General features: G+C 72.3%; 24 protein-coding genes and 1 pseudogene. 6 read left to right on the top strand and 19 right to left on the bottom strand.

The genetic code is table 11. The annotated features are described in order from the left end of the window. Window positions 1-45: 45 nt before the first annotated feature. A complete protein-coding gene (locus ACLJOU_RS13075) occupies window positions 46-669 on the bottom strand; it encodes a hypothetical protein (protein WP_410566973.1) in 624 nt (207 codons plus the stop codon). A gap of 331 nt (window positions 670-1,000) precedes the next feature. Continuing rightward, the gene (locus ACLJOU_RS13070; protein WP_410566972.1) at window positions 1,001-1,858 is read right to left on the bottom strand and encodes an NAD-dependent epimerase/dehydratase family protein; all 858 of its coding nucleotides are present in this window, start codon (window positions 1,856-1,858) and stop codon (window positions 1,001-1,003) included. A gap of 149 nt (window positions 1,859-2,007) precedes the next feature. Here ACLJOU_RS13070 and ACLJOU_RS13065 point away from each other — a divergent pair, with 149 nt between their 5' ends. Both ACLJOU_RS13065 and ACLJOU_RS13060 read left to right on the top strand, forming a co-directional pair. Beyond that, on the top strand, window positions 2,008-2,871 hold the full coding sequence (locus tag ACLJOU_RS13065) for a LysR family transcriptional regulator (RefSeq protein ID WP_410566970.1): 864 nt from the start codon (window positions 2,008-2,010) through the stop codon (window positions 2,869-2,871). Between the two features lie 61 nt (window positions 2,872-2,932). Beyond that, entirely contained in the window at window positions 2,933-3,745 is an 813-nt protein-coding gene (locus ACLJOU_RS13060) for an SAM-dependent methyltransferase (protein ID WP_410566968.1), read from the top strand. Window positions 3,746-3,837: 92 nt separating this feature from the next. Here ACLJOU_RS13060 and ACLJOU_RS13055 read toward each other — a convergent pair whose 3' ends face one another. From ACLJOU_RS13055 to ACLJOU_RS13025, 7 genes are all read right to left on the bottom strand, one after another. After that, window positions 3,838-4,428, bottom strand: a complete 591-nt coding sequence (locus ACLJOU_RS13055; RefSeq protein ID WP_410566966.1) for a DUF3558 family protein — start codon at window positions 4,426-4,428, stop codon at window positions 3,838-3,840. Next, a complete protein-coding gene (locus tag ACLJOU_RS13050) occupies window positions 4,425-5,162 on the bottom strand; it encodes a WXG100 family type VII secretion target (protein WP_410566964.1) in 738 nt (245 codons plus the stop codon). The genes ACLJOU_RS13055 and ACLJOU_RS13050 overlap by 4 nt, the downstream gene beginning before the upstream one ends. Beyond that, window positions 5,159-5,536, bottom strand: coding sequence for a hypothetical protein (locus ACLJOU_RS13045; RefSeq protein ID WP_410566962.1), 378 nt, complete (start codon window positions 5,534-5,536; stop codon window positions 5,159-5,161). The genes ACLJOU_RS13050 and ACLJOU_RS13045 overlap by 4 nt, the downstream gene beginning before the upstream one ends. Further along, entirely contained in the window at window positions 5,533-5,844 is a 312-nt protein-coding gene (locus ACLJOU_RS13040) for a hypothetical protein (protein WP_410566960.1), read from the bottom strand. Before ACLJOU_RS13040 ends, ACLJOU_RS13045 begins: the two co-directional genes overlap by 4 nt. Next, window positions 5,841-6,305, bottom strand: coding sequence for a YbaB/EbfC family nucleoid-associated protein (locus ACLJOU_RS13035; protein ID WP_410566958.1), 465 nt, complete (start codon window positions 6,303-6,305; stop codon window positions 5,841-5,843). Before ACLJOU_RS13035 ends, ACLJOU_RS13040 begins: the two co-directional genes overlap by 4 nt. Before the next feature lie 222 nt (window positions 6,306-6,527). Next, window positions 6,528-7,004, bottom strand: a complete 477-nt coding sequence (locus tag ACLJOU_RS13030) for a hypothetical protein (protein WP_410566956.1) — start codon at window positions 7,002-7,004, stop codon at window positions 6,528-6,530. Then, window positions 6,989-8,674 (bottom strand): CocE/NonD family hydrolase, encoded by a 1,686-nt coding sequence (locus tag ACLJOU_RS13025; protein WP_410566954.1) that lies wholly within the window; start codon window positions 8,672-8,674, stop codon window positions 6,989-6,991. The genes ACLJOU_RS13030 and ACLJOU_RS13025 overlap by 16 nt, the downstream gene beginning before the upstream one ends. Before the next feature lie 110 nt (window positions 8,675-8,784). Between ACLJOU_RS13025 and ACLJOU_RS13020 the strand changes: the two genes are divergently transcribed. Further along, on the top strand, window positions 8,785-9,267 hold the full coding sequence (locus tag ACLJOU_RS13020) for a GbsR/MarR family transcriptional regulator (RefSeq protein WP_410566952.1): 483 nt from the start codon (window positions 8,785-8,787) through the stop codon (window positions 9,265-9,267). 21 nt (window positions 9,268-9,288) lie between these two features. Here ACLJOU_RS13020 and ACLJOU_RS13015 read toward each other — a convergent pair whose 3' ends face one another. From ACLJOU_RS13015 to ACLJOU_RS12990, 6 genes are all read right to left on the bottom strand, one after another. Further along, entirely contained in the window at window positions 9,289-10,758 is a 1,470-nt protein-coding gene (locus tag ACLJOU_RS13015; protein ID WP_410566950.1) for a cation:proton antiporter, read from the bottom strand. A gap of 64 nt (window positions 10,759-10,822) precedes the next feature. Next, on the bottom strand, window positions 10,823-11,887 hold the full coding sequence (locus ACLJOU_RS13010) for a sodium:calcium antiporter (protein WP_410566948.1): 1,065 nt from the start codon (window positions 11,885-11,887) through the stop codon (window positions 10,823-10,825). A gap of 232 nt (window positions 11,888-12,119) precedes the next feature. Next, the gene (locus ACLJOU_RS13005; protein WP_410567586.1) at window positions 12,120-13,466 is read right to left on the bottom strand and encodes a dipeptidase; all 1,347 of its coding nucleotides are present in this window, start codon (window positions 13,464-13,466) and stop codon (window positions 12,120-12,122) included. 5 nt (window positions 13,467-13,471) lie between these two features. Further along, window positions 13,472-13,837: a hypothetical protein gene (locus tag ACLJOU_RS13000; protein WP_410566946.1), complete on the bottom strand. Its 366-nt coding sequence runs from the start codon at window positions 13,835-13,837 to the stop codon at window positions 13,472-13,474. Beyond that, a complete protein-coding gene (locus ACLJOU_RS12995) occupies window positions 13,834-15,306 on the bottom strand; it encodes an APC family permease (RefSeq protein WP_410566945.1) in 1,473 nt (490 codons plus the stop codon). Before ACLJOU_RS12995 ends, ACLJOU_RS13000 begins: the two co-directional genes overlap by 4 nt. 94 nt (window positions 15,307-15,400) lie before the next feature. Then, window positions 15,401-17,215, bottom strand: a complete 1,815-nt coding sequence (locus ACLJOU_RS12990) for a glycoside hydrolase family 15 protein (RefSeq protein WP_410566943.1) — start codon at window positions 17,213-17,215, stop codon at window positions 15,401-15,403. A 139-nt stretch (window positions 17,216-17,354) separates the two neighbouring features. Between ACLJOU_RS12990 and ACLJOU_RS12985 the strand changes: the two genes are divergently transcribed. After that, window positions 17,355-18,755 carry an MFS transporter gene (locus tag ACLJOU_RS12985; RefSeq protein ID WP_410566941.1) on the top strand — a complete coding sequence of 467 codons (1,401 nt, stop codon included), beginning with the start codon at window positions 17,355-17,357 and terminating at the stop codon, window positions 18,753-18,755. Between the two features lie 78 nt (window positions 18,756-18,833). Here the strand turns inward: ACLJOU_RS12985 and ACLJOU_RS12980 are convergent. The 3 genes and pseudogenes from ACLJOU_RS12980 to ACLJOU_RS12970 all read right to left on the bottom strand — a co-directional run. Then, window positions 18,834-19,076: pseudogene (locus ACLJOU_RS12980) on the bottom strand (ion channel); the annotation flags it as partial. Window positions 19,077-19,249: 173 nt separating this feature from the next. Further along, window positions 19,250-19,648 carry a PLDc N-terminal domain-containing protein gene (locus tag ACLJOU_RS12975; RefSeq protein ID WP_410566939.1) on the bottom strand — a complete coding sequence of 133 codons (399 nt, stop codon included), beginning with the start codon at window positions 19,646-19,648 and terminating at the stop codon, window positions 19,250-19,252. A gap of 82 nt (window positions 19,649-19,730) precedes the next feature. After that, the gene (locus ACLJOU_RS12970) at window positions 19,731-22,427 is read right to left on the bottom strand and encodes a LuxR C-terminal-related transcriptional regulator (protein ID WP_410566938.1); all 2,697 of its coding nucleotides are present in this window, start codon (window positions 22,425-22,427) and stop codon (window positions 19,731-19,733) included. 201 nt (window positions 22,428-22,628) lie between these two features. Here ACLJOU_RS12970 and ACLJOU_RS12965 point away from each other — a divergent pair, with 201 nt between their 5' ends. Beyond that, window positions 22,629-22,874: a hypothetical protein gene (locus ACLJOU_RS12965; RefSeq protein WP_410566936.1), complete on the top strand. Its 246-nt coding sequence runs from the start codon at window positions 22,629-22,631 to the stop codon at window positions 22,872-22,874. Beyond that, on the top strand, window positions 22,871-23,137 hold the full coding sequence (locus tag ACLJOU_RS12960; protein WP_410566935.1) for a hypothetical protein: 267 nt from the start codon (window positions 22,871-22,873) through the stop codon (window positions 23,135-23,137). Before ACLJOU_RS12965 ends, ACLJOU_RS12960 begins: the two co-directional genes overlap by 4 nt. Before the next feature lie 4 nt (window positions 23,138-23,141). Here ACLJOU_RS12960 and ACLJOU_RS12955 read toward each other — a convergent pair whose 3' ends face one another. Continuing rightward, window positions 23,142-24,506 carry a DUF2252 domain-containing protein gene (locus ACLJOU_RS12955; protein WP_410566933.1) on the bottom strand — a complete coding sequence of 455 codons (1,365 nt, stop codon included), beginning with the start codon at window positions 24,504-24,506 and terminating at the stop codon, window positions 23,142-23,144. Window positions 24,507-24,568: the final 62 nt, after the last annotated feature.

The following is a 24,568-nucleotide window of genomic DNA, read 5'->3' as shown; positions in this document are numbered from 1 at the left end:
GGCGGAGAGGTAGGCGGCGAGGAGGAAAGCTTCAAGCGACCGTCCTCAGGACTCGGGATGCGCGTTTCGGGTAGGCAAAGCTTTCGCCGCTGAGCTGATTTCTTCATCCAACTGGCGAAGCTCGCGAACGGTGTGTATACCGCGAAAGACCGAGTAGAACCAGGCCGCCGCTACCACTACGCCGGCTATGACAAGGAGAACTCGGGAAAATCCGCTCGTGGTAGGCCAGTGTTGCAGAACAAATGCTACACGAAGTAACGGTGGTGGAGCAAGGAAGGCGCCTGACGCGACTACGATGCCCATCCGCGAATCCAGGGTAAACCTCGACGATTTCGCACTTTTCCCCGGACTGAATTTCTCTCGCAGGTAAGACTCCCATCCCAAGACTGGTTCCTTGAGGCGGTCGTAGACGCGTGGGCGTAGTTCGAGTTCGAAGTACGCGGCGATGCGGAAGAGTGCGATGACATGGTCGCTGTAGCGGAACCACAGTACGCAAGAAAGAAAGGCCAGCACCAGCAACGCGGCGTCAAGCTTCGCCGACGCCGTGATGCCGATGCCCATCCCGGCTATGTTGAGGGCGAAGATGGTGCTGGCGTTGGTCTGGTGGAAGATCAACTCTGCCCTGAGATTGTCGTACTCTGCCTTGTCGAAGTCGTTTGCGTCGCCCAATTCGACCTCCCTGGTAGCCGGCCGCCCGCCGAGCATTTTCGGAGCGGTCCCCGCACCTAGGTCATCCCGTAAACAGCGACCGTTACAGGAAGAAGGAGTAAACCTGTCCACTGATACGCGGTCGTTACGACCGGCTTCTCGCAGGTGGGTCAGGAGGACGTTCCCGCACTGAAAGTGATCAGCGCAGCGTGGTCTCCGGTGATGTTGTTACGGCATCGCTCAAGATGCCCGCCATTGGCGCACGCCAAGCGTGCTGCAGGCACTTTCAAGGTTGCAGTGGACATCGCGCACATCTGCGCATTGCGCACCGCCCCTCGGTCCATGCCCGGGTTCATGCTGCGGCGAGCTCGTTGAGCGGGTCGGTGTGCACGGGAGCCCAGCCCAGCTCGCGCTGCGCTTTGGCCGCGGTGAGCTGCTGGTCGAGGGCGAACGCGTCGGCGATCGGGCCCATCTGCTCGCGGGCCTGCTCGAGGGTGAGGGAGACGGTCTTGCCGTCGAGCCCGGCGGCGTGGGCGCAGGCCTCGGCGACCTCCTTGGCGGTCGGGTTGACTCCGCCCACGCCCAGGTACACCGAGCCCGCCGGAGCCGACAGCGCCGCCGCGTAGAGCCGGGCCAGGTCGTCCACGTGGATCAGGGCCCAGTGGTTGCCGCCGTCGCCGATGTACGGGATCGCGCCGCTTTCCCTGCCCGGTTGGACGAAGAAGATGTCGATCAGGCGGTTGCCGCCGCCGTAGAGCAGGCCGGGCTGGACGATGACCGGCCGGCCGCCGTCGGCCGCCCGGGCCAGTACCGCGTCTTCGACGGCTTTGCGCCAGGCCACGATGGCCGGCGGATTCCACGGCGCGCTCTCGTCCTGCACGCCGTCGGTGTCGCCGTAGACCCAGCTGCCGCCGGTGTGCACGTAGGTGCCGCCGCCGACGCCGTCCTGCATCGCGGTGGCGGCCGCCAGGTCCTCCTCGCCGCTGGTGGCCTGGGCGAGGTGGATCACGGCTTCCGCTCGCGAGGCCGCGTGGTTGAGCACGCCGAGGTCGGTCAGGCCGCCGCGGACGGCCGTCGCTCCGGCGGCGATCACGGCCGCCTCGGCGCGGTCGCTGCGCGCGAGCGCCTCGACGGTGTGCCCTTGCCGTACCAGCTCGCCGATCGTCGCGCGGCCGATGTAGCCCGAGCCGCCCGTGAGGAAGATCTTCATCGCTGTCCCTTCGTCGGTGTTTCGTTCCTCCTCCACGGTGGCCCGGGCCCCCGCGGTGCGTCCAAGACCCGTTCCGCGCGCTGTGATGCCGCGACGGCATCAGCGGCCTGCGATGATGGGGGTGACGACAGAGCGGGAGGTGCGCCGGCGTGGACTTCGACCTGCGGAAGCTGCGGTACTTCGTCGCGGTCGCCGAAGAGCTGCACTTCGGGCGGGCCGCCGCGCGGCTGCACATCGCCCAGCCGGCGTTGTCGCGCCAGATCCGCGCCCTCGAGGACGAGCTGAAGACGCTCCTGTTCGTCCGCGACCGGCGGACCACGGTCCTCACCGCGGCCGGTGAACAGCTGCTGGCCGACGCCCGGGACCTGCTGGCGGCCGCCGAAGCCGTGCACCGGCGGGTCACGGCCGCGGCGGAGGCGAAGCCGGTGCTCACGGTCGGGTTCATGCCGGGCATCGTGGTCACCCCGGCGGTGCGGGTGCTGGCCCGGCAGCGGCCGGACGTCAGCGTCCGGCTGCTGCGCACGAGCTGGCACGACCAGGTGGAGGTCGTCCACGACGGCCGCGTGGACGTCAGCATCGTCCGGCTGCCGGTCGACCAGCGCGGCCTGACCGTGCGGCCGCTGTTCACCGAACCCCGCGTCGTGGTGGTGCCCGCCGGGCACCGGCTGGCCGGCAAGGAGGCCGTGTCGGTCACCGAACTCGCCGACGAGCACCTGCTGCAGGACCCCGACGCCGTCCCGGAGTGGCGGGACATCGCCCTCGAACTGCGCAAGCCGCGCCGCCCGGAAGTGCCGCGCGTCCAGAGTGTCGAGGAGAAGCTGGAACTGGTCGCCGCCGGAGCGGGGATCAGCGTCATCCCGTTGTCGACGGCGACGTTCTACACCCGCCCGGACGTCATCGGCATCCCGGTCGAAGACATCGGGCCGAACCAGGTGTGCCTGGCTTGGCTCGCGACGCGCCGGTCACCCCTGATCGAGGCGTTCGTCGAGGCGGCGGCGACTCTGGTGCCTTAGCTCTGTGCTCCTTGCGCTTCGCAGCGGGGTGCGATTGCATTCACCACGGAGGAGGGGCACAGTGACGGAACTCGACGAAGCGAAATGGTTGCCGGCCGAGGTGGACCGGGCGACGCCCTCGGTCGCGCGGATCTACGACTACCTGCTCGGCGGGGCGCACAACCTGGCCGCCGACCGCGCGGTGGCCGATCGGCTGAGTGCGATCCAGCCGCAGGTCGCGCAGGTCGCCCGGCGCAACCGCGCGTTCCTGCGCCGAGCGGTGCGGTTCATGCTCGACGCCGGCGTCCGTCAGTTCCTCGACCTCGGTTCGGGCATTCCCACCGTCGGCAACGTCCACGAGGTCGCGCAGAACGTCGACCCGAGCGCCCGGGTCGTCTACGTCGACTACGAACCGGTCGCGGTCACCCACAGCCGGCTCCTGCTCGCCGACAACCCGCACGCCGACGTGGTGCAGGCCGACGTCACCCAGCCGGATGCCGTGCTCGGCTCCGAGGCGGTCGGCTCGCTGCTGGACCTCACCCAGCCGGTGGGGCTGCTCGCGGTCGCCCTCGGGCACTACCTGCCGCCGGAGGCCGACGTCCCGGCCGTGTTCGCCACCTACCGCCACGCGCTCGCGCCCGGCAGCCACCTGGCCCTGACCCACTTGACCAACGACTTCGCCGTGCTCGCCGACCCGCGCGTCGCCGAGACCATGCGCTCCACCCAGGACCACATCTACCCCCGCACCCGCGCCGAGGTCCTGGCCCTGTTCGACGGGTTCACCCTGGTCGAACCGGGCCTGACGACGAGCGCGAACTGGCGACCGGACCGGCTGGGCACCGTGGTCGATCCCCACGACGACGGCCTGTACGCCGGCGTCGGCATCCTGACCTGACCTGACCTGACCTGACCTGACCTGACCGGGCGGCAGGCAGCCCGGTGGTCCCGAGGGAGCGGTGGCACGCCCGAAAGCGGCGCCGGCCGGGGTCAGCCGCTGAGGTTGTGGACGGCGAGTTCGGCGATCTTCCGGGTGGCGCCGCACGGATCGTGTTGCCAGGGACCGGTTTCGGGTTTGGTGCTGGTGGCGGCGGTGATGTGGACGAGCGTGGTGTTGTCGGCGGCGAGGGCGAGGGTGCAGCCGAGGGGGCCGTCAGCCTGCCTGCTGGGGATGTTGTCGTCGATGGCGACGATGACGGCGGGGTGGATGGTGTCGACCGTGACGGGTTCCCAGTGGTTGCCGGTGTCGTGGCCGCGGGCGTGTTCGAGGTAGAGGGTGCGCAGGCTGTTGCCGCGGTCGGAGAGGATGACCTGGGCGACGGGCCCGAATTTCGTGACACATCGTCGGCCGTCGACGCTGCGGTCACCGCCGGTGAAGCCAAGGCTGTCGAGCTGCGCGACCGTGACGGCGGCGCAGGGGTCGGCTCGGAAGCGGGCGGCTCCCGGCAGACCGCTGCCGGGGATCGGCGGCACGGACACCGACGGGTCGGCCGGTCGCGGCGGGGGACCGGGTGCGCACCCGCCGGTCAGGCCGAGCGCCATCACGGCGGCGAGGATGCGTGGGGTGTGGCGGCCGGTCATGGCTGGCTGGCTCCTGGCTTGACGTGCCACCGGGCGGGATCCCCGATCACTCCGGTGCTGGTACCGACCTCGGGCAGCGCGGTAAAGGTGGTTTCGATCGTGGTGAGCTCGATCCGGTTGCCGATCAGCTTGCCGATGTCGGTGACCATCCCGCCGAGCAGGGTCAGGCAGTCTTGCCAGAAGGTGGCGAAGGCGGTGTTGAGGGCGTCGGCGATGTCTTTGAAGCTGATCGGCGCCAGCGGCGGCAGGACGACCGAGGTGCCGATGGCGATGCCGATCTTGCCGCCCAGCTGGTTGATGTTGATGGCGCATTTGCCGATTACGATAAGCAGGTTCTTGTAGGTGTCGATGATCGTTTCGGCGATGGAGGACATCGTTTTGGTCAGGGTCACCAGGGATGCCTGGTTCTGGGTGAGGATGGGTTTGGCCATGCCGGCGTAGGTGGCGAACTGGTCGGCGGCGTCGCCGTGCCACGCGCTCGAGAGTTTCAGCTGGGCCGTGTTGAGCCGGTCGATCGCATCGGTCAGGGCGCTGTGGCCGGCGAAGGTGTCGGCCAGGTGCAGAACTTTGCCGATGTCGCCGGCGATGAAGGTGCGGAGCTTGTCCAGCAGGGTGATGATGCCGTGGGCGCCGACGAAGCTCGCGGCGCGTCGGATGACCACGTCGGCGTCGTCGGGGTAGGGCAGGGCCGCCGGGTCCGTGGTGCCGGGCGGCGGTGGCGGAGTGACGATCACCGGTCGCCTCCTTCGAGCTTCTTCAACCGCTCGTACTCGGCTGCGTCTTGCTGCTCGTAATAGCCGGCGGCGGTCTGCAACGCTTGGGCGAGCTGCTGGAGGGTGTCGGCGTTGTGGGTCGTCACCGTACGGATCGTGTCGACGGCTCGGTTGTACTGCTCCACGGTTCCGGCGCCGTGGAGGTTGGGCATCAGCTCGGTCGTGGTGCCCGGAAGCCCGAGGTCGTATTCGCCGAGCAGGGTGTCCGCCAGGTCGTTTTGGGCGAACTTGCGGATGAGGTCAGCGGCGGTGGTGACGTCGTCGGCGGCGGCGCGCAGCGCTTCGGGGTAGACGCGGTATCCCTTGCCCACGATGTCGTTCGGGTCGAAGGTCATGCCAGCCCCGCTTCGGCGACGGCCGCGGCGATCGTGGCGGCGCGTCGGCGTTCGGCCTGCTGCTCGGCGTCCCGGATGCCGTCCAGCAGGGCGCGGGACAGCGCAGCAGCGGAGTACTGGTGCAGCTGCGTCGCATCGAGGGTCACCGCGGTCAGCTCCCCGGCACCGGACACGGTGACCGAGCCCAGCCGGCCGGGCAGCTGCCACTGCAGCGGTGTCCGTTCCGCTTCCTGCGTCGTCTGGGCGACCGTGGCGGTCGCGGTGTTGATTTCGCGCGCCAGGTGGTAGAGCTCGTCGTGGTGGTTCACCAGCGCCCCCCTTCCTCGTCCGGTTCGCCGTCGTCGATGAGGAAGTCCAGGTTCTCGAAGCTCTCGTCTTCGGCGTCCGCTCTTCCGGGGCGCCCGCGCGGAGAACTCGACGGGGGCCGGTCGTGTCGGGCGGCGGGGGTCGTCCGGTCATCGACTGCGGCGCCTCCCGGGGCCGGCTGCCACTCCTGGTTCTTGTCCAGCACTGCCCGCAGCTTCGGCACGGCCACGGCCGAGGCCATGCGTCGCGCTGTGGCGACCGCTTCGACCACGTCGGCCCCGACAACCTGTGGATGCGCTCCGCGCATCGCCGACTGGCTGATCGTCAGATCGAGCAGCCGGCCGTGGCCGCTGACGACCGCGGTCACGGCGCCGTCGCGGGACCGTCCCGAAATCCGGGCCTGCTCCAGCTCGTCGTCCAGCTGACCTGCCTGACGCCGCATCACGTCCGCGCTGAACACCACGTCGGCATCGCCTCCCCACGCTCCGACTCGATCGTGATCGTCCTCGACACCCGTTGCTGTCCGTCGCCGGACGGTCACGCCGCTCGAGCAGCGTAACCGATCAGGACTGATGCCGACGGCACAAAGGCTCGATCGCGCCGCGAAGAAAGTGTGGCGTTCACGACATGCCGGCGAGCTCCCGCACTCTGGCCGTGTGTGTCGGTACGGGTGAAACGGACGTCACTAACCCGGCAGTGGCTCGGTCGAGCCCTCCGCCAAAGCCCGGCCCACCTTGTCCGCAATGCCTCTGACCAGCTCACCGTAGGCGTCGTCGCCCAGGGCGTCGGCCGTGGCTTGGGCTTTCCCAAAGTATTCGCGGGCGCGGTCCGCGTCGCCGAGCCGCCGGTGATCGTCGGCCAGGCTCAGGTACAGCGACGGCATGAATCCGCGCACCCGCAACGACTCGTGGAACTCCTGCGCGCGCTCGTCGGTCACGCCGTCGACCGCCGCGAGGGCGCGCTCGTCCCACCGCAGCTCGTCCTGCGGGTTGTCCTGCAGATCCGCCATGAAGTGCGCGATCACGCAGCGGTGGAAGTCGTCGCCCTCGCCCCGTTCGACCTCGGCCCACATCGCCGCCAGTTCCGCGCGAGCGGAGGCGCGCTCGCCCGCCTGCCCCCGCTGCACGGCGGCCGTCACCCGGGCCATCACGTCGTCTTCCATGCTGTCCTTTCGTTGGCGGCTACGGGAATCACGACCCGTGAGAGCGACAGGTCGATCGTGCGGTGGGACGGCAGCATCCGCGCCGAGGTAGCGGGGTCGTCACCGGTGCCGAGGTTGCGCTCCCAGCGCGGGTGCGCTCCGCCCGCGACGAGCAGCCGGATCCGGTTGCCCCGCGCGAAGCGGTGCGCGACCGCGTCGAGTTCCACTCGGACCACGCCCTCGGGTGCCGAGGGAACGAGCCGGACGAACCCGTCGCCGACGTTGCGCGAGCGGCCTTCGGTGTCCACTTCGGACACGCGCACGAACAGGTCGGCGAAGGGGTTGTCGGACCGGTGACCGATTTCCGCGACCGGGCTGCCGAGGACCTCGAGGTCCGTGGTCAACGGCTCCGACGTGAACGCCAGCACGTCCGGACGCGCGGCGAGCGCGCTGTCGTCGGTGTAGCCCGCGGTCACCCCGGGGGACACCTGCGTGACGAACGCGCCCCCGCACGCGGGAGTGGGCTCGGCCGGGTCGTACGTGAACTCACCGGCTTCTCCCGGTTCGGCCGGGTGAACGGCCAGGGTGCCGTCGGAGCGGGGATAGCGGACCTGGTCCACCGTCGCCGGCGGCCAGGCCGGCAGGTCGCGCCACCCCGCGTCCCGGCCGCCGACGTACACCGTGACCGGGTCGGCGCGGCGCCGGCCGCCGGATCCACCCAGGTACCGGCCGAACCAGGCGAGGGCGTCGGGGAGCAGGACCCGGGTACCCGCGGCACCCCCTTGCGCGTGCGTCCACGGCCCCACGGTGAGTCCGGCATCGACGCCCCGCTCGGTCAGCCGGGCGTACGCGGCCAGTGTCTGGCGCAGGAAGCCGTCCTGCCAGCCGCCCTGGAGCAACACGGGGACCGGCACCTTGTCCAGGGCGGCCGTCAGGTCGGCGCTCCGCCACCACGGGTCGGCCGGGTCCCGGCGGCTGATCCATTCGCGGTACCAGGGCGCCCGCGCACCCAGCAGCTCCTCCGCGGCGTCGGTCAGCGGCACCGCGGCCAGGGCCCTTTCGACGCGGCCCCGGGCCGACAGCACGGAAAACATGCGCGGCAGGATCGGCTTCTCCTGCTGCGTGGCGACGAACGACCATTCGAACAAGGTGCTGAGCAGGAACGCCCCGCCGGGGTGGGCGAAGGCGCCGAAGTCGTACGGCGCGCACGCGATGACCGCGGTGACCAGCTCCGGCGGCGGATCCATCAGCAGGGCCCACTGGGTGAAGCCGAGGTAGGAATAGCCGTGGGTGGCGAACCGGCCGTCGAACCACGGCTGTCCGCGCATCCACGCGACGATGTCGGCCGCGTCGTCGACCTCCCGCCGGAACGGCTCGAACGCCCCGCCCGAGCCGAACGTGCCGCGGCACCGGACCAGCACGACCCGGTACCCCCGGCAGGCGAACATCCCGCCCGTCATGGCCGAGCCGTACAGGTTCCAGCCGTACGGCGAGGTGACGAGGATCGTCCCGGCCACCGGCTCGTCCGGTTCGTAGAGATCCGCGAGCAGCTCGACGCGGTCCCGCATCGGGATCCGCAGCCCTCGGCTGACGGCGTAGCCGCTCGTCGGCGCGGGCAGCCGGGCGTACTTCGTCCACGTCCAGTCGGCGAACCGCTGCCCGGCCGTCCGGGCGTCGGCTCGTGGGTTCATCGCTCTCCTCCGCACCGTGCCGGACCACTGCCGGACGGTAACTTTCAGTAGATTCTGAAAGTTGATGCGCCTACCGTACTCTTGCGGGGAGACGACCGAAAGGAGGTTCCGTGCGCGAACCCGAGAGGGACGAGGTCGGCCGGTTCGTCGAGCGCTTCGCCGCCACCCTCACCGACAGCGGCTTCCCGCGCCTGGCCGCCCGGGTCTTCGCGACCCTCCTGGCCAGCGACAACGGCCGGATGACGGCGGCCGAGCTCGCGGACCGGCTGCACGCCAGCACGGGCGGGGTCTCGGGCGCCGTCCGCTACCTCGTCCAGGTCCGCCTCATCCGCACCGAACGGGACCCGGGCACCCGCCGCCACGCCTACGTCGTGGACGGTTCGTGGTACGAGTCCACCGTCAACGCGAACCCGTTCCTCGACCGGGGCGAAGCCGACCTGCGCGAGGGCATCGCCGCCCTGGGCGACTCGCCGGCGGCCGACCGGCTGAGCGAGACGCTGGAGCTCATCCAGTTCCTCCGGGACGAAACCCGCGCAATGATGCACCGCTGGCAGGAGCGCAAGGCGGCCCGGCGGGCCACAAACGGGGCGTGACGCGCGGCACGCGGCTGCGGTTCACGCTCGGCCCGTGAACAGGCCGGCCGCGTCCTTGCCGCTGTCGGGATCGGTCAACACGAGTACCTGGTCGTCTTCCCGGAGCCGGAGGCCGGGCCGGACCCGCAGCGGGCGGCCGTCCCGCACGACGAGGCTGATCCACAGGTCGTCGCCGAGGTGCAGGTCCTCGACCGACCGGCCGACCGCGGGCGCCCCGGCGGAAACCCGGAACCGTTCGGCGCCGTCCGGTGGTTCGCGGAAACGCAGGCCCAGTGCCCACGGTTCCGGCTCGACCGGGCGCATCCGCACTCCGCAGCGCCGCGCGACCGCCGTCACCAGGCCGCCCTGCACCACGACGGAGAACAGGACGACGGTGAAGATGACCTCGTAGACGAGCAGGTCCAGCGGCTGGTCGGCGGCGAGGACGTAGGTGCCGAGCAGGATCGGCACCGCACCCTTGAGGCCGGCCCACAGGACGAAGGCCTTGTCGCCGCGGGGCATCCGGGTGCCCAGCAGCAGCGGCCCGACCACCAGCGGCCGGATCACGAAGGTCAGCAGCGCGGCCAGCGCCAGGCCGATCCACCAGGCGCCGGTGGTGACCAGTGCGGACAGGGACACGGTGAGGCCCAGCGCCACGAACGCGATGATCTCGGCCAGGCTGGAGAGGGAGGCGTGGAACCGCTCGATCTCGCGCTTGAACGGGGCCGCGGCGTCGCCGACGACGATGCCGGCGACGAACACCGCGAGGAACCCCGAGCCGTGGGCCACGGTCGCCGCGCCGTAGAGCAGGAACGAGACGGTCAAGGTGCGGAGGGGGTAGAGGCCCTCGGCGGGCATCCGGACGTGGCGCATCAGCAGGAGCAGCAGCCGGCCGCCGAGCAGGCCGACGACCGCGCCGATGCCCATTTCGAGCGCGAACGTGCCGAGCACGTCCGCGGTGGCGCTGCCGAACCGCTCGCCCGGGACGACGGCGAGCAGGCTGAGCAGCAGGGCGATGCCGACCGGGTCGTTCATCCCGGATTCGCCCTTGATGATCGTGTCCGCCCGCCCGGTGATCTCCCGGCTGCCGAGCACGGAGAACACCACGGCCGGGTCGGTCGGCGCGAGCGCGGCGCCGAGCAGCAGCGCGACGAGCCACGGCATCCCGAACAGCAGGTGCGCGGCCACCGCCAAGGCGCCCGCGGTGAGGAAGGTGCCGAGGACGCCGACGGAGAGGACCGCGCCGAGCACCTTGCGCAGCTTCCGGACGCCGAGGCTCATGCCGCCGTCGAAGAGGATGATCACCAGGGCGACGGTGACGACGTTCTCGATGATCCCCAAGGACGCCTGGCGCAGCGACGGGACGAGATCCGACGCTGCCGCCGCGGCCACGAGGAACAGGGCGGGGGCGGGCAGCCACAGCTGGGCGATGATGCGGTTGGACAGCAGCGCCAGTGAGATCACCACTGATGCCACGAGCAGGGTCGTCCCGAACGATTCGATGCTGTCCATGGGACCTCCTGGGACGCGCGTGCTCTCCGGCTGCCGGGACGGTGCTCGACCGCCGGGTACCCGCTCAGGCGGCGATGGCGAACAAGCCGGCGACCCCGATGGCATAAAGGACCAGAACGACCAGGGAATCCGCGCCCATGCGCGCCGTCCGCCGCCGTGGGCGGAAGAGCAGCCCGGCGGCGTAGACGAGGGTCAGCAGCATCGCCAGGGCGGTGAGGTAGATGTCGGTGTTCTGGGCCTGCGGGAGGACGGCCTTGCCGGAGAGGAGGGTGGCGAGCAGGAACAGCACGGGCAGGAAGGCGTTGCCGCCGAAGATGTCGCTGACAACGAGCTGGTAGTCGCCGTTGCGGACCGACGTGAGGCCGGTCGACACCTCCGGCAGGGAAGTCGCGGCGGCGAGCACCGTGGCGCCGAACAGGACGCCGGACAGTCCGATGTGGCCGGCGAGGGCGTCGCCACTGCGTTCCAGCACGACGCCGGCGACCAGTGTCACCAGCGCCGCGCCGACGAAGATGAGGGCCGCCTTGGCGGTGCTCGTGCCCTTGGTGCTGGCCACCTGCTCGGTGTGCCGGGTCTTGTGGCCGCGCGGGTGGTCCTGGCCGTCGGGGGCCTGCCCCGACTCGTGCCATGGGAGGGATCGGCCGGCGCGGCGCAGGAGGAAGAGACCGGCGACCCAGAGGATCGTGATCAGGACCGGCCCCGGCGTCAGCCGCAGGAAGATCAGGCCGGCCGGCAGCTGGCTGCCGGCGATGACGACGGCCAGCACGGCGACCACCAGAGCCGCCTCCAGAACCAGCACGAGCGACGCGGCCCGGTAGGTCAGGGGATGTTCCCCGCGGACGCCGGCCGCATCGAGGACGACGAGGACCACGGTCTGGATGGCGATGCCGCCGAGGATGTTGCCGACGGCCACCCCGACGTGGCCCGAAAGCGACGCCGTGGCGACGATCGCCAACTCCGGCAGGTTGGTGGCGACCGCCAGCAGGACCAGGCCGCCGAGGGCGGACCCCAGGTGCAGGCGGACCGAGAGGACGTCGGTCTGGTTCGACAGCTGGACGCCCGCGACCCAGATCGCGGCGGCCGCCGCGGCGAAGATGAGCAGGAGCAGCGGTACGGACAATCCGGACACTTGACCTCCCAGGTCGCGATCAGGATTCCGAATACCCGGCTCCGGGCCGTCGAACCCACGGTTTCCCGGGCGAACTGTGTGATGGCGAAACTGTCGTGCCGGCGGGGCGGTCCGGCGACCGCGGCCGGAGGGCGTCAGAGCGGGATGCCGACGATCCAGTGCCGCCGGCCGCGTGGGCCGGTGGCGCAACGATGCCCGGTCCGCGTCGGCAGTCCGTCGACAGCTCGTCGGCTCAGCCGCCGGCACCGGCACCGTAGTCGCGCAGGAACAGCGCTTCGGCCAGTGCCATGGCCGCGATCTCCCCGGGGGCCACACTCTCGTTCGGGGCGTGGATGCGCGCCTGCGGCTCCTCGACGCCGACGAGCAGGATCTCCGCGTCGGGGTAGGTCTCGGCGAGGACGGTGCACAGCGGGATCGAACCGCCTTGGCCGAGCCGGACCGCCGGGCGGCCGTAGGCCGTCTCCAGGGCTGCGCGCATCGCCCGGTGCGCCGGCCCGCCGGTGTCGGCCAGGAACGGCTCGCCGAGCGCTTCCACCTCCACCGAGACGTCCACGCCCCACGGGGCGGCGGCCAGCAGGTGCTCGCTCAGCGCGCACGCCGCGTGGTGCGGGTCCACGCCGGGCGGGATCCGCAGGTTCAGCCGGGCACGCGCGTGCGGGACCAGCGCCGCCGCCGAGCCGGCGACCGGGGGACAGTCGATCGCGAGCACCGTCAGCGCCGGACGCGCCCACAGCGTGTCCGCCACTTCGCCGTCGCCGAGCAGGACCGTGCCGTCGGGCAGGCCCGCGTCGGCCCGGAACCGCGCCGCCGGGTACGGGGCGCCGGACCAGCGGCCGTCGTGCGGGAGGCCGTGGACGGTGGTGTTCCCCTCGTCGTCGCGCAGCGTGGCCAGCAGCGCCACCAGCGCGGCGAGCGCGTCCGGGGCGGGGCCGCCGAACATGCCCGAGTGCAGGGCGGACGGCAGTGCCTCGACGTCGACGACGACGTTGACCATGCCGCGCAGGCTCACCGTGAGCGCGGGGTGCCCGACGGCGGCGTTCCCGGTGTCGCCCACCAGGATCGCGTCGGCACGCAGCAGTGCGGGGTGCTCGGGGACGAACGCCTCCAGCCCGCCGGTGCCCTGTTCCTCGGACCCCTCGACCACCAGCTTGAGGTCGACCGGCACGTCGTCGCCGAGGGCCCGCAGCGCGGTGAGGTGCATGAGGATGTTCCCCTTGCAGTCGGCCGCGCCGCGGCCGTACCAGCGACCGTCCACTTCGGTCAGCCGGAACGGCGGTGTTCGCCATTCGCCGTCCGCCAGGGGCGGCTGGACGTCGTAGTGCGCGTAGAGCAGCACGGTGGAGGCGTCCTCCCGGCCGCACGGCCGGGAGCCCAGCACGGCCCGGCTGCCGTCGGCGGTGTCGGCGAGGTGGGTGGCGAAGCCGGCCTCGGCGAAGGCGTCGGCCACCCAGACCGCGGCGCGGTGGCATTCTTCGGGCGGGAACCGGCCCGGATCCGCCACCGACCGCATCGCGACGAGTTCCGCGAGTTCCTCGCGCACCCGCGGCATCAGTTCGCCGACTCGTTTCCGGAGGTCCATCGCGCTCACCCGGCCTTCTCGGGACAGTAGATCTCGACGACGAGCTGCTGCACGCGGACCAGCATCTCGGGCGGGAGGACCGGCCGTGCCGCCGGGCTGCCCGCCCGGGCGAGCGCCGCTTCCGGGTCGGCGCAGATCGTGCCGCCGTCCGTGCCGAGCAACCGGACGAGCCGGTCGCGCGACGGCGCCCGCGCGCCCTCCTGGGTGAGCCGGACGATCAGCCGTTCGGCCATCGCTTCGGCCTTCCCGGTCTCCTGCGCGGCGCGCGAGAACAGGTATCCCGCCGCGAGCAACGCGCCCAGCACGATTCCCACGGCGACGTAGACGACCATTCGCTGCGTCCGGGTCGACCGTTCGTCCACAGTGGTCACGACGGGTTCACCTCCGGTTGACGCCACGACGGTTTGCGCAGGCGGTGGAACAGGAACGGCACCACGAGCCCGAGGCCGAGCGCGCCGCCCGCGACGATCCCGAGGTACACCCACGGACTGCCCGAGCCGAACTGCGACGGCGGGACGAACCCCACCAGCAGCGCGGCCAGCGACGCGCAGAACCCGACGCCGCACAGGCCGAGCAGCATCGGCGCGCGGAATCCCCGCGGGTGCTCGGGGAACTTGCGCCGCAGCCGCACCGCCGCGACGAACATCAGCAGGTACATGATCAGGTAGACCTGCGTGGTGATGACCGAAAAGATCCAGTACGCGCTCGACACGTCCGGGATGAACGCGTAGAGCAGTGCGATCAGCGTGGTGAGCGCGCCCTGGGTGACGAGGATGTTCTGCTGCACGCCGCGGGCGTTGAGCCGCTGCAGGAACGGCGGCAGGTAACCCTCCTGCCGGGCGATCAGCAGCAGCCCCTTCGACGGGCCGGCCAGCCACGTCAGCATCCCGCCCAGCGAGGCCAGCACGAGCAGGACGCCGATCACCGGCGTCAGCCACTGGATGCCGAAGCCGGCGAACACGGCGTCGAAGGCCTGCATCACCCCGGCCGTGAGCGAGAGCTGGTCGGCGGGGACGACCCAGCTGATCGCCAGTGCGGGCAGGATGAAGATGAGCAGCACGAGCCCCATCGCCAGGAACATGGCGCGCGGGAAATCCTTGGCCGGTTTCCGCAGCGACGACACGTGCACCGCGTTCATCTCCATGCCGGAGTAGGAGAGGAAGTTGTTGACGATCAGCACGAGGCTCGCGAGCCCCGCCCACGCGGGCAGCAGGTGGCCCGCCGACATCGGGGCCGCGGACGGGTGACCTCGCCCGAGGAACACGATGCCGAGCACCACCAGCAGGGCACCGGGGAGGAGTGTGCCGATAACCAGCCCGCCGCCGGCGAGCCCGGCCACCCCCTTCGTGCCGCGTGCGGACACCCAGACGCCCGACCAGTACGCCACGACGATCACCGCGGCGGTCCACCACCCATTGTTCGCCAGGCCCGGGTCGAACACGTACGCGAGCGTGCTGGCGACGTACCCGAGCAGGCTCGGGTAGTAGAAGATCGTCATCGCGAACTGGCACCACACGGCGAGGAAGCCGGCCGGCTTGGAGATCCCGAGCGCCACCCAGTTGTAGACCCCGCCCGGCCACCCGGACGCCAGCTCCGCCGAGACCAGCGACGTCGGGAGCAGGAACACGATGGCCGGGACGACGTAGAGGAAGACGGCCGCGAGACCGTACACGGCCATCGTCGGCGCGGGGCGCAGGCTCGCGACCGAACCGGTCGTCATGAGCGCGAGCGCGATCCAGGAGATCCACGCGGCGGCCGGCGGCCGGGCGTGCCGGCCCCCCTCGGCGGGTGGCGGCTCGGCGGAGTCGGGGGACCGGTGTGGTCGGTTGGTGGTGGTCATGGGTTTCGGCCTCCCGGGGCTCGCCTCGACGGGTGCCCCATCGTGTTCCGGGTGGACTCCGGCCGGGTCACCCGCGGCGGGCGAGACCGGCTCGTCAGCCCAGCGCGGTGTCGAGCGTGACCGCCGCGTCGATCAGGGCCAGGTGCGTGAACGCCTGCGGGAAGTTGCCCAGCTGCTCGCCGGTCGGCGCGATCTCCTCGGCGTACAGGCCGACGTGGTTGGCGTACGTCAGCATCTTTTCGAAGGCCGTGCGGGCCTGCTCCAGCCGGCCGGCGCGCGCGAGTGCGTCCACGTACGCGAAGCTGCACAGCGAAAACGTCCCTTCGTCGCCGGCCAGGCCGTCCGGGGACGCGGCCGGGTCGTAGCGGTAGACCAGGCTGTCGGTCACCAGGTCCGCCTGGATGGCGTCGAGCGTGGAAAGCCACAGCGGGTCGTTGGGCGGGAGGAACCCGGTGCGGGGCATGCGGAGCAGCGCCGCGTCCAGCTCCTCGCCCGTGTCGTGCTGGACGAAGGCGTTGCGCGTGCGGTGCCAGCCGCGGGCGAGGAGCTGGCCGTGGATGCTGTCGCGCTGCCACGTCCAGTCCTCGACCGGCGCCGGCCGGCCGTGCGCGGCGGCCAGGCGGATGCCGCGGTCGAAAGCGACCCAGCTCATCAGGCGGCCGTAGGTGAAGCGCTTGCGGCCGCCGCGGGTCTCCCAGATGCCCTCCTCGGGCTGGTCCCAGTGCTCGCCGAGCCAGTCCAGCGCCGCGCGCAGGGCTTCCCAGCCCTGGTGGGGGAGCTCGAACCCCGCGCGATCCGCGGCGAAGACGCTGTCGAGAGCCTCGCCGTAGATGTCGAGCTGCAGCTGCCCGGCCGCGTCGTTGCCGATCCGGACCGGGCCCGACCCCCGGTAGCCGGACCAGTGCGGGAGGTCCTCCTCCCGCAGGTCCGAGGTGCCGTCGACGCGGTACAGCACGGCGAGTGGACCGCTCGTCCCGCCGCCGCCTTCGCGGATGCGGTCGCCGAGCCAGCTCCCGAACCGGGCCGCCTCCTCCGCGAACCCGAGTGACAGCAACGCCGACACCGAAAAGGACGCGTCCCGGACCCACGTGTAGCGGTAGTCCCAGTTGCGCTCGCCGCCGAGCTGTTCGGGCAGCCCGAGGGTGGGCGCGGCGACCAGGCCGCCGGTCGGTGCGTAGGTCAGCAGCTTGAGCGTGATCGCCGAGCGCGCCACGATCTCCCGCCAGCGGCCGCGGTAGGTGGAGCGGGCCAGCCACGCGCGCCACCAGTCCACTGTGGACCGGAAGAGCTCCTCGAACTCGGCGACACGGATCTCGCGCGGCGGCTGCGCGGCGTCGGTCTCCAGCACGACCCCGCGGACCTGGCCGGCCGTCAGGGCGAGACTCAGGTGCACGTCGCCGCCTTCGACGCGGACCTCCGCGAGGTGCTCGTCGCCCGGCTCGCGGACCGCGTGCAGCGAAAGGGAAGCCTCGCGGGCGACGAACACCGCGCCGTTCGCGACGAGCATCGCCTGGTGCGGACGGCGCCCGTAGTCGAACCGGGGCGCGACCACGACGTCGAACGTCATCCGGCCGCGGACGCAGCGCACGAGCCGGGCGATCCGGTGCCGGGTCGTGGCGCCTTCGCCGCACGGCGGCATGAAGTCGACCACCTCGCCGATGCCGTCCGGACCGGAGAACCGGGTGATCAGCACCGCCGTGTCCGGGTGGTACATCTGCGAGCTCGAGCACGCGCCGGCCGGCCGGATGCGGAACCGGCCGCCGCGCTCGTCGTCGAGCAGCGCGCCGAAGACCGACGGCGAGTCGAAGCGCGGGGCGCAGAACCAGTCGATCGACCCGTCGGTCGTCACCAGCGCGGCGGTCTGCAGGTCACCGATCAGCCCGTGCTCGGCGATCGTGGTCTCGGTCATCGTTCCTCCATGGGGGCACCGGAATCTCCTCGGTGCACCGTCGCCCGGGCGCGACCGCGCTGCCTCATCCCCGCGGGGTGAGGTGGCCCGGTGCCGCGCACGCCACTGTGGACGCCACCCCGAGCAGGAAGGCGCGCCGATGATCGTGCTGCCACTGGCCCTCGCCCAGTTCGTCGCGAGTTACGCGGCCACCACGATGACGGTGGCCGTCAGCGCCATCGCCGCCGATCTCGGCACCACGGTGCTCGGCGTGCAGACGGCGATCACGGTGTTCACCCTGACGATGGCGTCGCTGATGGTGCCGGGCAGCAAGCTGAGCGACCTGCTCGGCCGCAAGCGCTGCTTCCTCGCGGGGCTGGCCGTCTACGGCGCCGGCGCGCTGCTGGCTTCGGCCGCGCACGGGCCCGGCCTGCTGATCTTCGGGTATTCGGTGCTGGAGGGGATCGGGTCGGCGCTGATGATCCCGCCGATCTACATCCTGGTCACCGTGACCAGCCGCGACCTCACCGCCCGCGCGCGGGCCTTCGGCGTGGTCAGCGGCGCGGGTGCGCTGGGCGCCGCGGCCGGGCCGCTCCTCGGGGGCCTGGTCACGACGTGGCTCGGCTGGCGCGCGTCCTTCCTCCTGCAGGTGCTGCTGGTCGGCCTGATCGTCGTGCTCGCCCGCCGGATCGCCGAACCGCCGTCGCCGCCGCGCGAACGGCGGTTCGACGTCACCGGGGCGGTGCTTTCCGCGTTCGGGCTGTTCTTCGTCGTCTTCGGTGTCCTGCAGGCGGGCACCTACGGGTGGCTGGTGTCACGGACGGACTTCGCGGTCGGCGGCGTGGTGCTGCTGCCCGCCGGCGGGCTGTCGCCGGTGTGGCTGTTCGCCGGGATCGGCGCCGGGTTCCTGTTCTGGTTCTTCGCGCACGTCCGCGCCCGCGAACGGGCGGGCCGAGAGCCGCTCGTGCCGTCCGGGCTCTTCGGCGACCGGGTCACCGGGCTGGGCCTGCTGACCCAGCACGTGCAGTGGCTGGTCCTGCAGGGATCGTTCTTCGTCGTGGCGGTCTTCCTCCAGCAGGTCCGCGGCTACGACGCCATCGAGACCGGGCTGGTGCTGACGCCCGCGACGATCGGCATCCTCGGGGCCTCGGCCGCCGCGGGCCGGATGGCGCGCCGGCATTCGCAGCGTCGTCTCGTCCGCGCCGGGTTCCTCGTCGCCCTCGCGGGTCTGGTCCTCCTCCTGCTGCTGGTCCGGGCCGATTCCGGCGTGGCGAGCGCGGTGCCCGGCCTGTTCTTGCTCGGCGCCGGTGTCGGCATCATGCTGACGGCCTCGGTGAACCTGGTGCAGTCCCGCTTCCCGGACACCGCGCAGGGCGACATTTCCGGGGTGTCGCGCAGCGTGTCGAACCTCGGCTCGTCGGTGGGGACGGCGCTGGCCGGGTCCGTCCTGGCCGGGACGCCGCACCTCGGCGGGCGGTCCTTCGCCCTGGCCCTCGCGACCCTGGCCGTCGTGGCGGTGGCCGGGCTGGTCGCCGCGCTGCTGCTGCCGGCGCCCGAGTAGCCCGTCCGGGGCCGAACGCCGGACCGCGGTGACGATCACCCGCAGGACCACGCCCAGCACCACGAGGTCCGCGACCATCTGGAGGGTCACCAGCACCCGCGCGGCGGTCGCGACCGGGGCGATGTCGCCGAAGCCCACCGTCGTGAACACCGTGACGGTGAAGTACAGCGCGTCGGTGCGCGTGAGCGCCGTGCCGAACGAGCCGGGGCCGTCGTGGGCGAGCACGTAGTAGCCGTCGGCGAACAGCAGGAGGAACAGCGGCAGGATGAGCGCCAGCGCCTGGACGCCCTGCCAGGCCGGGAACGGCGAACGCAGGATCATCCGCACCTCGCCGACGACGAGCAGCACGAGAACCGCGAGCCCGGCGGTGAAGAGGAACGCCGTCCACGGCCGCAGGGCACTCCCGACCGGGAGCAGGTAGTAGAGGCAGACCAGCGCGGTGACCGTGAACAGCGGCCGGAGCACCGCGAGGTGGACGAACCGCCACCGGCGGGTCATCGCGCGAGGGCCTTCCCCTTCAGCGCCTGGTATTCGGCGTCGTCGATGACGCCCTCCGCCAGCAACCGCCGGGCTTCCGCGATCTGCGCCGCGCCGTCCGAAGTGGACACCGAGCGCACGTAGTCGTCGAACTGCCGTCGTGACGCCGCTTCGCGGGCCCGCTGCCGCTCGAGGATGTACCGCCCCTGTGTCACCAGGTAGAGCAGGATGCCGAGGAACGGCAGCACGATCAGCAGGACCGTCCAGCCTGCCTTGGCCCAGCCGGAGACGTCGGCGCGGCGGTACAGGTCGCCGAACGCGACGAACAGCAGCCAGAACCAGGCGATCCACAGGAAGAACACCAGCATCGTCCACATGAGATTCAGGAAGGGGTACTCCGCGCTCGCCAGGGTCATGACATCTCCTCGTCCGGGATCGGGGGCCGGGCACGTTCGACCGTGCCCGGCCCACTGGACACCGATCCCGGGTACGCCCGCCTCACCCGCCACGGGTGGGGCGAGCCGGCGTCAACCGGGTGAAGTCGGCGACTTCGGCGTCCAGCAGCCCGCGTTCCCGGGCGATCGCCACGGCTTCCCGCCTGCTGCGGACGTCGAGCTTCGCGTAGATGCCGCGGACGTGGGTCTTGACGGTGTTCGGCGAGACGGTCAGGTCCTGGGCGATCTCGTCGATCGACCGCTGTGTGGGCAGCAGGCGCAGGACACTGCGCTCGCGTTCGGTCAGCGGGGCCGGCATGGGTGGGGCGTGCAGCCGGCGGCGGACGGCGAGGATCTCGCCCGCGAACCGCTCACCGGTGCCCAGGCCGCCCAGCCGGCTGGTCAGGAACCCGATCAGTTCGGGCGGGGCGAAGACGAACGGGAACCGGACGCCGGTGGGTTCGGCGGCACGCAGGGCCTCGTCCAGCAGCCGGGCCGCCCGGTCGCGGGCCCCGGCCGCCAGCGCGGCCTGCACGCCCAGCAGGGACGCCTCGATCGCGGCCCACGCCAGTTCCATGGGGACTTCGTCGTCCAGCAGGGACCGCAGCACCGTGCTCGCCGCGTGGTGCCGCCCGAGCCGCAGCTGCGTCCGGGCGCGCATCAGCAGCAGTTCGCCCGAGCCGGACAGGATCGGCAGGGCCCAGCGGACGGTTTCCCTGGCCTGGCCCGCCGCGCCCAGCCGCAGGGCGGCACGCTGTTCCAGCACCGCGCCGAGGGCCGCGTGGCCGGGTGGGCAGGCCCGCCCGGTGCCGAGGCGGGTGCGGGCCCGGCGCATCCGGCGCAGTCCCGCGTGCCAGCCGCCGAGCTCGAACTCCGCGGCGCCCCGCAGGGTTTCGGCGAAGAGCCGGAGCTCGCCGGCCGCCCGCGCGGGGGCGTCCCCGAGGAGCTGCCCGATCCGTTTCGCGTGCTTGAGGCACTCGGCCGGTTCGCCGCACAGCAAGGCGCCGTACGCCAGCATCGCCCCGGCCCGGGCTCCCTGGAGCGACCGCGGGGGGTCCTGGCGCGGCAGGCGCGCGCCGGCCCGGCGGGCCAGCGTTTCCATCGCCCGGTAGTCGCCGTCCTGGCACGCGAGCGTGGCCAGCATGGTGAGGCACTGGGCGACCGTGAAGTCCTGGTGGACCTGCTCGGCGGTGCCGAGGACTTCGAGCAGCGCTTCCCGGGCCGGCCCGCGGTCGCCGCGGGCGATGAGGACGCCCGCACGGTGCAGGGTCGCGAGGCTGCCCAGCCCGGCGCGGGCGGCCAGTTCTTCGTCGACCTGATCGGCGACGCGGGCCGCCTGGGCCGGGGTGTGGTCGAGCTGGGCGAGCCAGGAGTACGTCAGCTGGCGCAGCGCGGTCAGTTCCGGCGTCGGCCGGTCCGGCCACGACGCCTCCGCCCGGGCCAGCTGAAGGCCGGCCGCCGACGTCTCGGCCCCCTCCAGGTGCAGCGCGGCCGAGATCAGCGCGGCCGGCGGGCCGGCGGCGATCCGGCGGTCGTCCAGCAGGGTGAGGGCCAGCCGCAGGACGTGGTGCTCGCCCGCGAGGAACAGCATCACGGCGTGCTCGCGCAGCAGCTCGCCCACCGGGGCGGGCCGGCCGGACCGGACGCTGTGGAGCAGCGCCTGCGCCGGCCGGTCGTGCGCGGCGAACCAGCGGGCCGCTTTCGCGTGCAGGGCCCGGGTCCGGTCCGGCGCCCGCCGCTGCAGTTCCGCGTGCAGATAGGTGCGCAGCATCGGCAGCACGCGGTGGTGCGGCGGGGTGCCGCCGGACTCGACGACCTGGGTGGCCGGCTCGCCGAGCTCGCGGAGCATCGCCTCGGCGTCCGCGCGTCCCGAAAGCACCGGAGCCAGCCCGGCCGGGACCTCGTCGCAGATGCTGATCGTCCGCAGCAGCTCCCGCTGCGCCGGGGCGAGCGGAGCGAGCACCTCGTCGGTCAGGTAGCCGAGGACCGAGCTGTCGCGGCCGGTGGCGAAGTCACGCAGGCTGCCGTGCCGGGCGGCCGACGCCGCGGCGAGCCGCAGCCCGGCGGGCCAGCCCCCGATCCGGGCGGCCAGCTCGGCGACCTGGTCCCGGGGGATCGCCGGGGACGCGGAGGCGAGCAGGGTTTCCGCCTCCTCGGCGGTGAACCGCAACCGGGCGGCGCCGACCTCGACGAGCCGGTCGGCCAGCCGGGCGCGGCCCAGCGGCAGCGGCGGCTCGCTCCGGCTCGCGACGGCCAGGCACAGACCGGCCGGCTGGTGGCGGACGAGCGCCCGCAACCCCTGCCACGGACCGGGAGAGGTGATCTCTTGGGCGCCGTCGACGACGAGCACGATCGGCTCGGGCACCGCGTCGAGCGCGTCGGCGACCTGGGCCAGGAAGCCGAGGTCGGTGCTCGGCGCCTCGGGCACCGCCAGCTGCCGCAGCGGGTTCCCGTCCGGGATCCGGCGACAGCGGCCGAGTGTTTCGAGGACCGCGGACCAGAAGAGCCGGTCGTCGTTGTCGTCGGTGTCGGCGGACAGCCAGGCGACCGCTCCGCCGTCCCGGCGCCGGGCCCACTCGGCCAGCAGCAGGGTCTTGCCGAACCCGGCCGGGGCCCCGACGAAGACCATCGCCGCTTCGCTCGCTGCGTCGAGGACGGTGAGCAGCCGCGGCCGCGACACGAAGTCCGCCGGCGGACTGGGCACGGTGACCTTGGTTCGCGGAATCCGTCTTCGTGACGAGACATCGTGGCACTGCCGCATGTCTTTTTCTCCTCCGTGATCGGTTCCGGCAATCCCGGCGAATCCTGCCACGCATTCGGTTCGGCTCACCCGCTGTGGGCGAAGAGAACGACGGCCGATGGCATAATCGTGTGCCGGGTGAAAAATCGTGGAGATTCTCCGGGGAAACCGCGTCGGCGATTCGCCGTTTCCCAGTTCTGCTGGCTCGGCCCGGGTGAAGTCGTGGTCCTCGACGTGGTGCGGACCGGCCGGATCAGCGCCGGTTCGGTGCTGCTCGGGCTGGCGGTGGCGCTGTCGGCGATGACGCCGGTGACCGAGCTGCGGACGGGCGTCCGTGCCGGTGCCGACCTGGTCGCGCGGCTCGTCTTCCTGCCCGTGCGCGGCTGGTCGGCCCTCGTGGTGCTGTTCGACGTGGCGATCGTCGCCCGCGCCTGGTTCTCTGCGGGCCGGCACCGGGGTACCCGGTGAACCCGGCGGCCGTCCTCGGCCGGGCGGCGGGGGCGAATTACGTCTTCCGGGGCGGCGGGGCCATTCCGGAACGCGCGGCCGAGAGCGTCGGGGATTTCCGCGGGGTGCTCGTCGTGCCCGTGCCGCCCGAGACGATAGTTTTCGGAACCGTCGCCGACCCCGGAAGCCTTCCGCTGATCCTGCGGCGGCTGGAAGCGCTCGGAATGCACGTGCATTCCGTGCACCGGGTGCGGGAACTGCCGGTGACGGTCCACCGCGGGTGAACCGTCACGACGCGGGCGCCGCCGTGACGTGCCCGAGCCGGATGGCCTGGCGCAACGCGGCGTGGTCGCGTTCGTTCTGGTCGGCGCAGGCCGCCGCGAACTGCCGGACGGCTTCGGCGAACGCCGGGCCGGCACCGAGGTAGGCGGCGATCGCGAGGGCGTCCCCGGTGCGCGCGTGCGCCCGGGCCAGGGTCCACCCGCACAGCCGCGCGTGCGCGCGCAGGACGTCCGGGGTCATCGTCGTGACGTCGACGGCGGATGGGTCGTCGCGCAGCCGGCGGACGTGGAAGTCGGCGGCCCGGCCGTCGAACCCGGTGGTGTGCGCCCAGCCGAGGAAGACGTCGCCGGTGGCCTGGATCAGCCGTTGCCCGGCGGCCACCCGCCGCCCGGGGCCGGCCGCGCCCGCCGCGCCGGTGTACTCCTGCAGCACCGACGGCCGGGCTTCCTTCACCTGCAGGAACAACGGGTCCCCGGTACCCGTGCGGACGAGCAGCGCCACCCAGCACCGCGTCCCCGCGTCGCCCGGCCCGGTCGCCATGCGGGCCGCGTCGGCGAGCCGGTAACGGTCCAGCAGCGCTCTTCGCGCCGGGCCGAGCGTGCGCCGGTACTGCGTGAGCACGACGCCGAGGCGTTCGGTCAGCGTCGCCGGGTCACCGTCCCCGGCCAGCCGGCCGGCCGGGACGACCGCGGGCGGGTGCGCGGCCAGCCGCAGCTGCCCGTCGCGGATCTCGGTCAGCCGCCGGGCGCCGGCGATGCGACGCTGTCCCGGCCCCAGCCGATGGGCCGCGACCACCCGCAGGGTCCGGGCGTCGGCCGCGGCGAAGAAGATGTCGAGCGGCGTGCGGCGCGCGAAGTCGTGCATCGCCAGCCGGTAGGCCTCGACGGCGGCCAGCACCGTCCGCCGGCGCTGGGCCGGTGCGTGACCGTTCTCCCGGGCGGTGACCTCGAAGCTCGCGGCCAGCCGTTTGACGTCCCATTCCCACGGCGCGGGCAGGGTTTCGCCGAAGTCGGCGAAGTCGAACACCAGCCGGCGGCCCTGGGCGGTGAACAGGCCGAAGTTGGCGAGCTGGGCGTCGCCGCACGCCTGGACGCGGAACCCCGTCCGCGGGGTCATGGCCAGATCGGCCGCCGCGGGGAGCGCCGCCCCGCGGAAGTAGGCCAGCGGCGACGCGGCCATCCGGCCGTAGCGCAGGGGCAGCAGCTCCGGCACCCGGTCGCGGTCCTGGCGGGCCAGCAGCGCCAGGGGATCGGCGCGCCGCAGGGAGCTGGGGAAGGCGGCGTGGTTGTCCACCGGGACGGCGGCGCGGGCGGTGCGGGCCCGGGCGATCCGCACGTCCGGCGCCGCGGTCTCGTGTTCGGTGAGAGTCATGGGACGGATCGTCGGGCGCGCGGCGGCCGGCGGCGTCGCCCGCCGGGGGTGAAGCGGAGTCA

This window comes from Amycolatopsis sp. cmx-4-61 (genome assembly GCF_046548775.1).
GTDB lineage: Bacteria > Actinomycetota > Actinomycetes > Mycobacteriales > Pseudonocardiaceae > Amycolatopsis.
This window is presented reverse-complemented; position numbering and strand designations above follow the sequence as displayed.

Coding starts and splice junctions, on each gene's coding strand:
- ACLJOU_RS12955 (WP_410566933.1), bottom strand. CDS start 24,506: ATGACTCTCACCGAACACGAGACCGCGGCGCCGGACGTGCGGATCGCC.
- ACLJOU_RS12970 (WP_410566938.1), bottom strand. CDS start 22,427: ATGCGGCAGTGCCACGATGTCTCGTCACGAAGACGGATTCCGCGAACC.
- ACLJOU_RS13045 (WP_410566962.1), bottom strand. CDS start 5,536: ATGACCTTCGACCCGAACGACATCGTGGGCAAGGGATACCGCGTCTAC.
- ACLJOU_RS13070 (WP_410566972.1), bottom strand. CDS start 1,858: ATGAAGATCTTCCTCACGGGCGGCTCGGGCTACATCGGCCGCGCGACG.
- ACLJOU_RS13015 (WP_410566950.1), bottom strand. CDS start 10,758: ATGGACAGCATCGAATCGTTCGGGACGACCCTGCTCGTGGCATCAGTG.
- ACLJOU_RS12985 (WP_410566941.1), top strand. CDS start 17,355: ATGATCGTGCTGCCACTGGCCCTCGCCCAGTTCGTCGCGAGTTACGCG.
- ACLJOU_RS13030 (WP_410566956.1), bottom strand. CDS start 7,004: ATGGAAGACGACGTGATGGCCCGGGTGACGGCCGCCGTGCAGCGGGGG.
- ACLJOU_RS13055 (WP_410566966.1), bottom strand. CDS start 4,428: ATGACCGGCCGCCACACCCCACGCATCCTCGCCGCCGTGATGGCGCTC.
- ACLJOU_RS12995 (WP_410566945.1), bottom strand. CDS start 15,306: ATGACCACCACCAACCGACCACACCGGTCCCCCGACTCCGCCGAGCCG.
- ACLJOU_RS12990 (WP_410566943.1), bottom strand. CDS start 17,215: ATGACCGAGACCACGATCGCCGAGCACGGGCTGATCGGTGACCTGCAG.
- ACLJOU_RS13025 (WP_410566954.1), bottom strand. CDS start 8,674: ATGAACCCACGAGCCGACGCCCGGACGGCCGGGCAGCGGTTCGCCGAC.
- ACLJOU_RS12975 (WP_410566939.1), bottom strand. CDS start 19,648: ATGACCCTGGCGAGCGCGGAGTACCCCTTCCTGAATCTCATGTGGACG.
- ACLJOU_RS13005 (WP_410567586.1), bottom strand. CDS start 13,466: ATGGACCTCCGGAAACGAGTCGGCGAACTGATGCCGCGGGTGCGCGAG.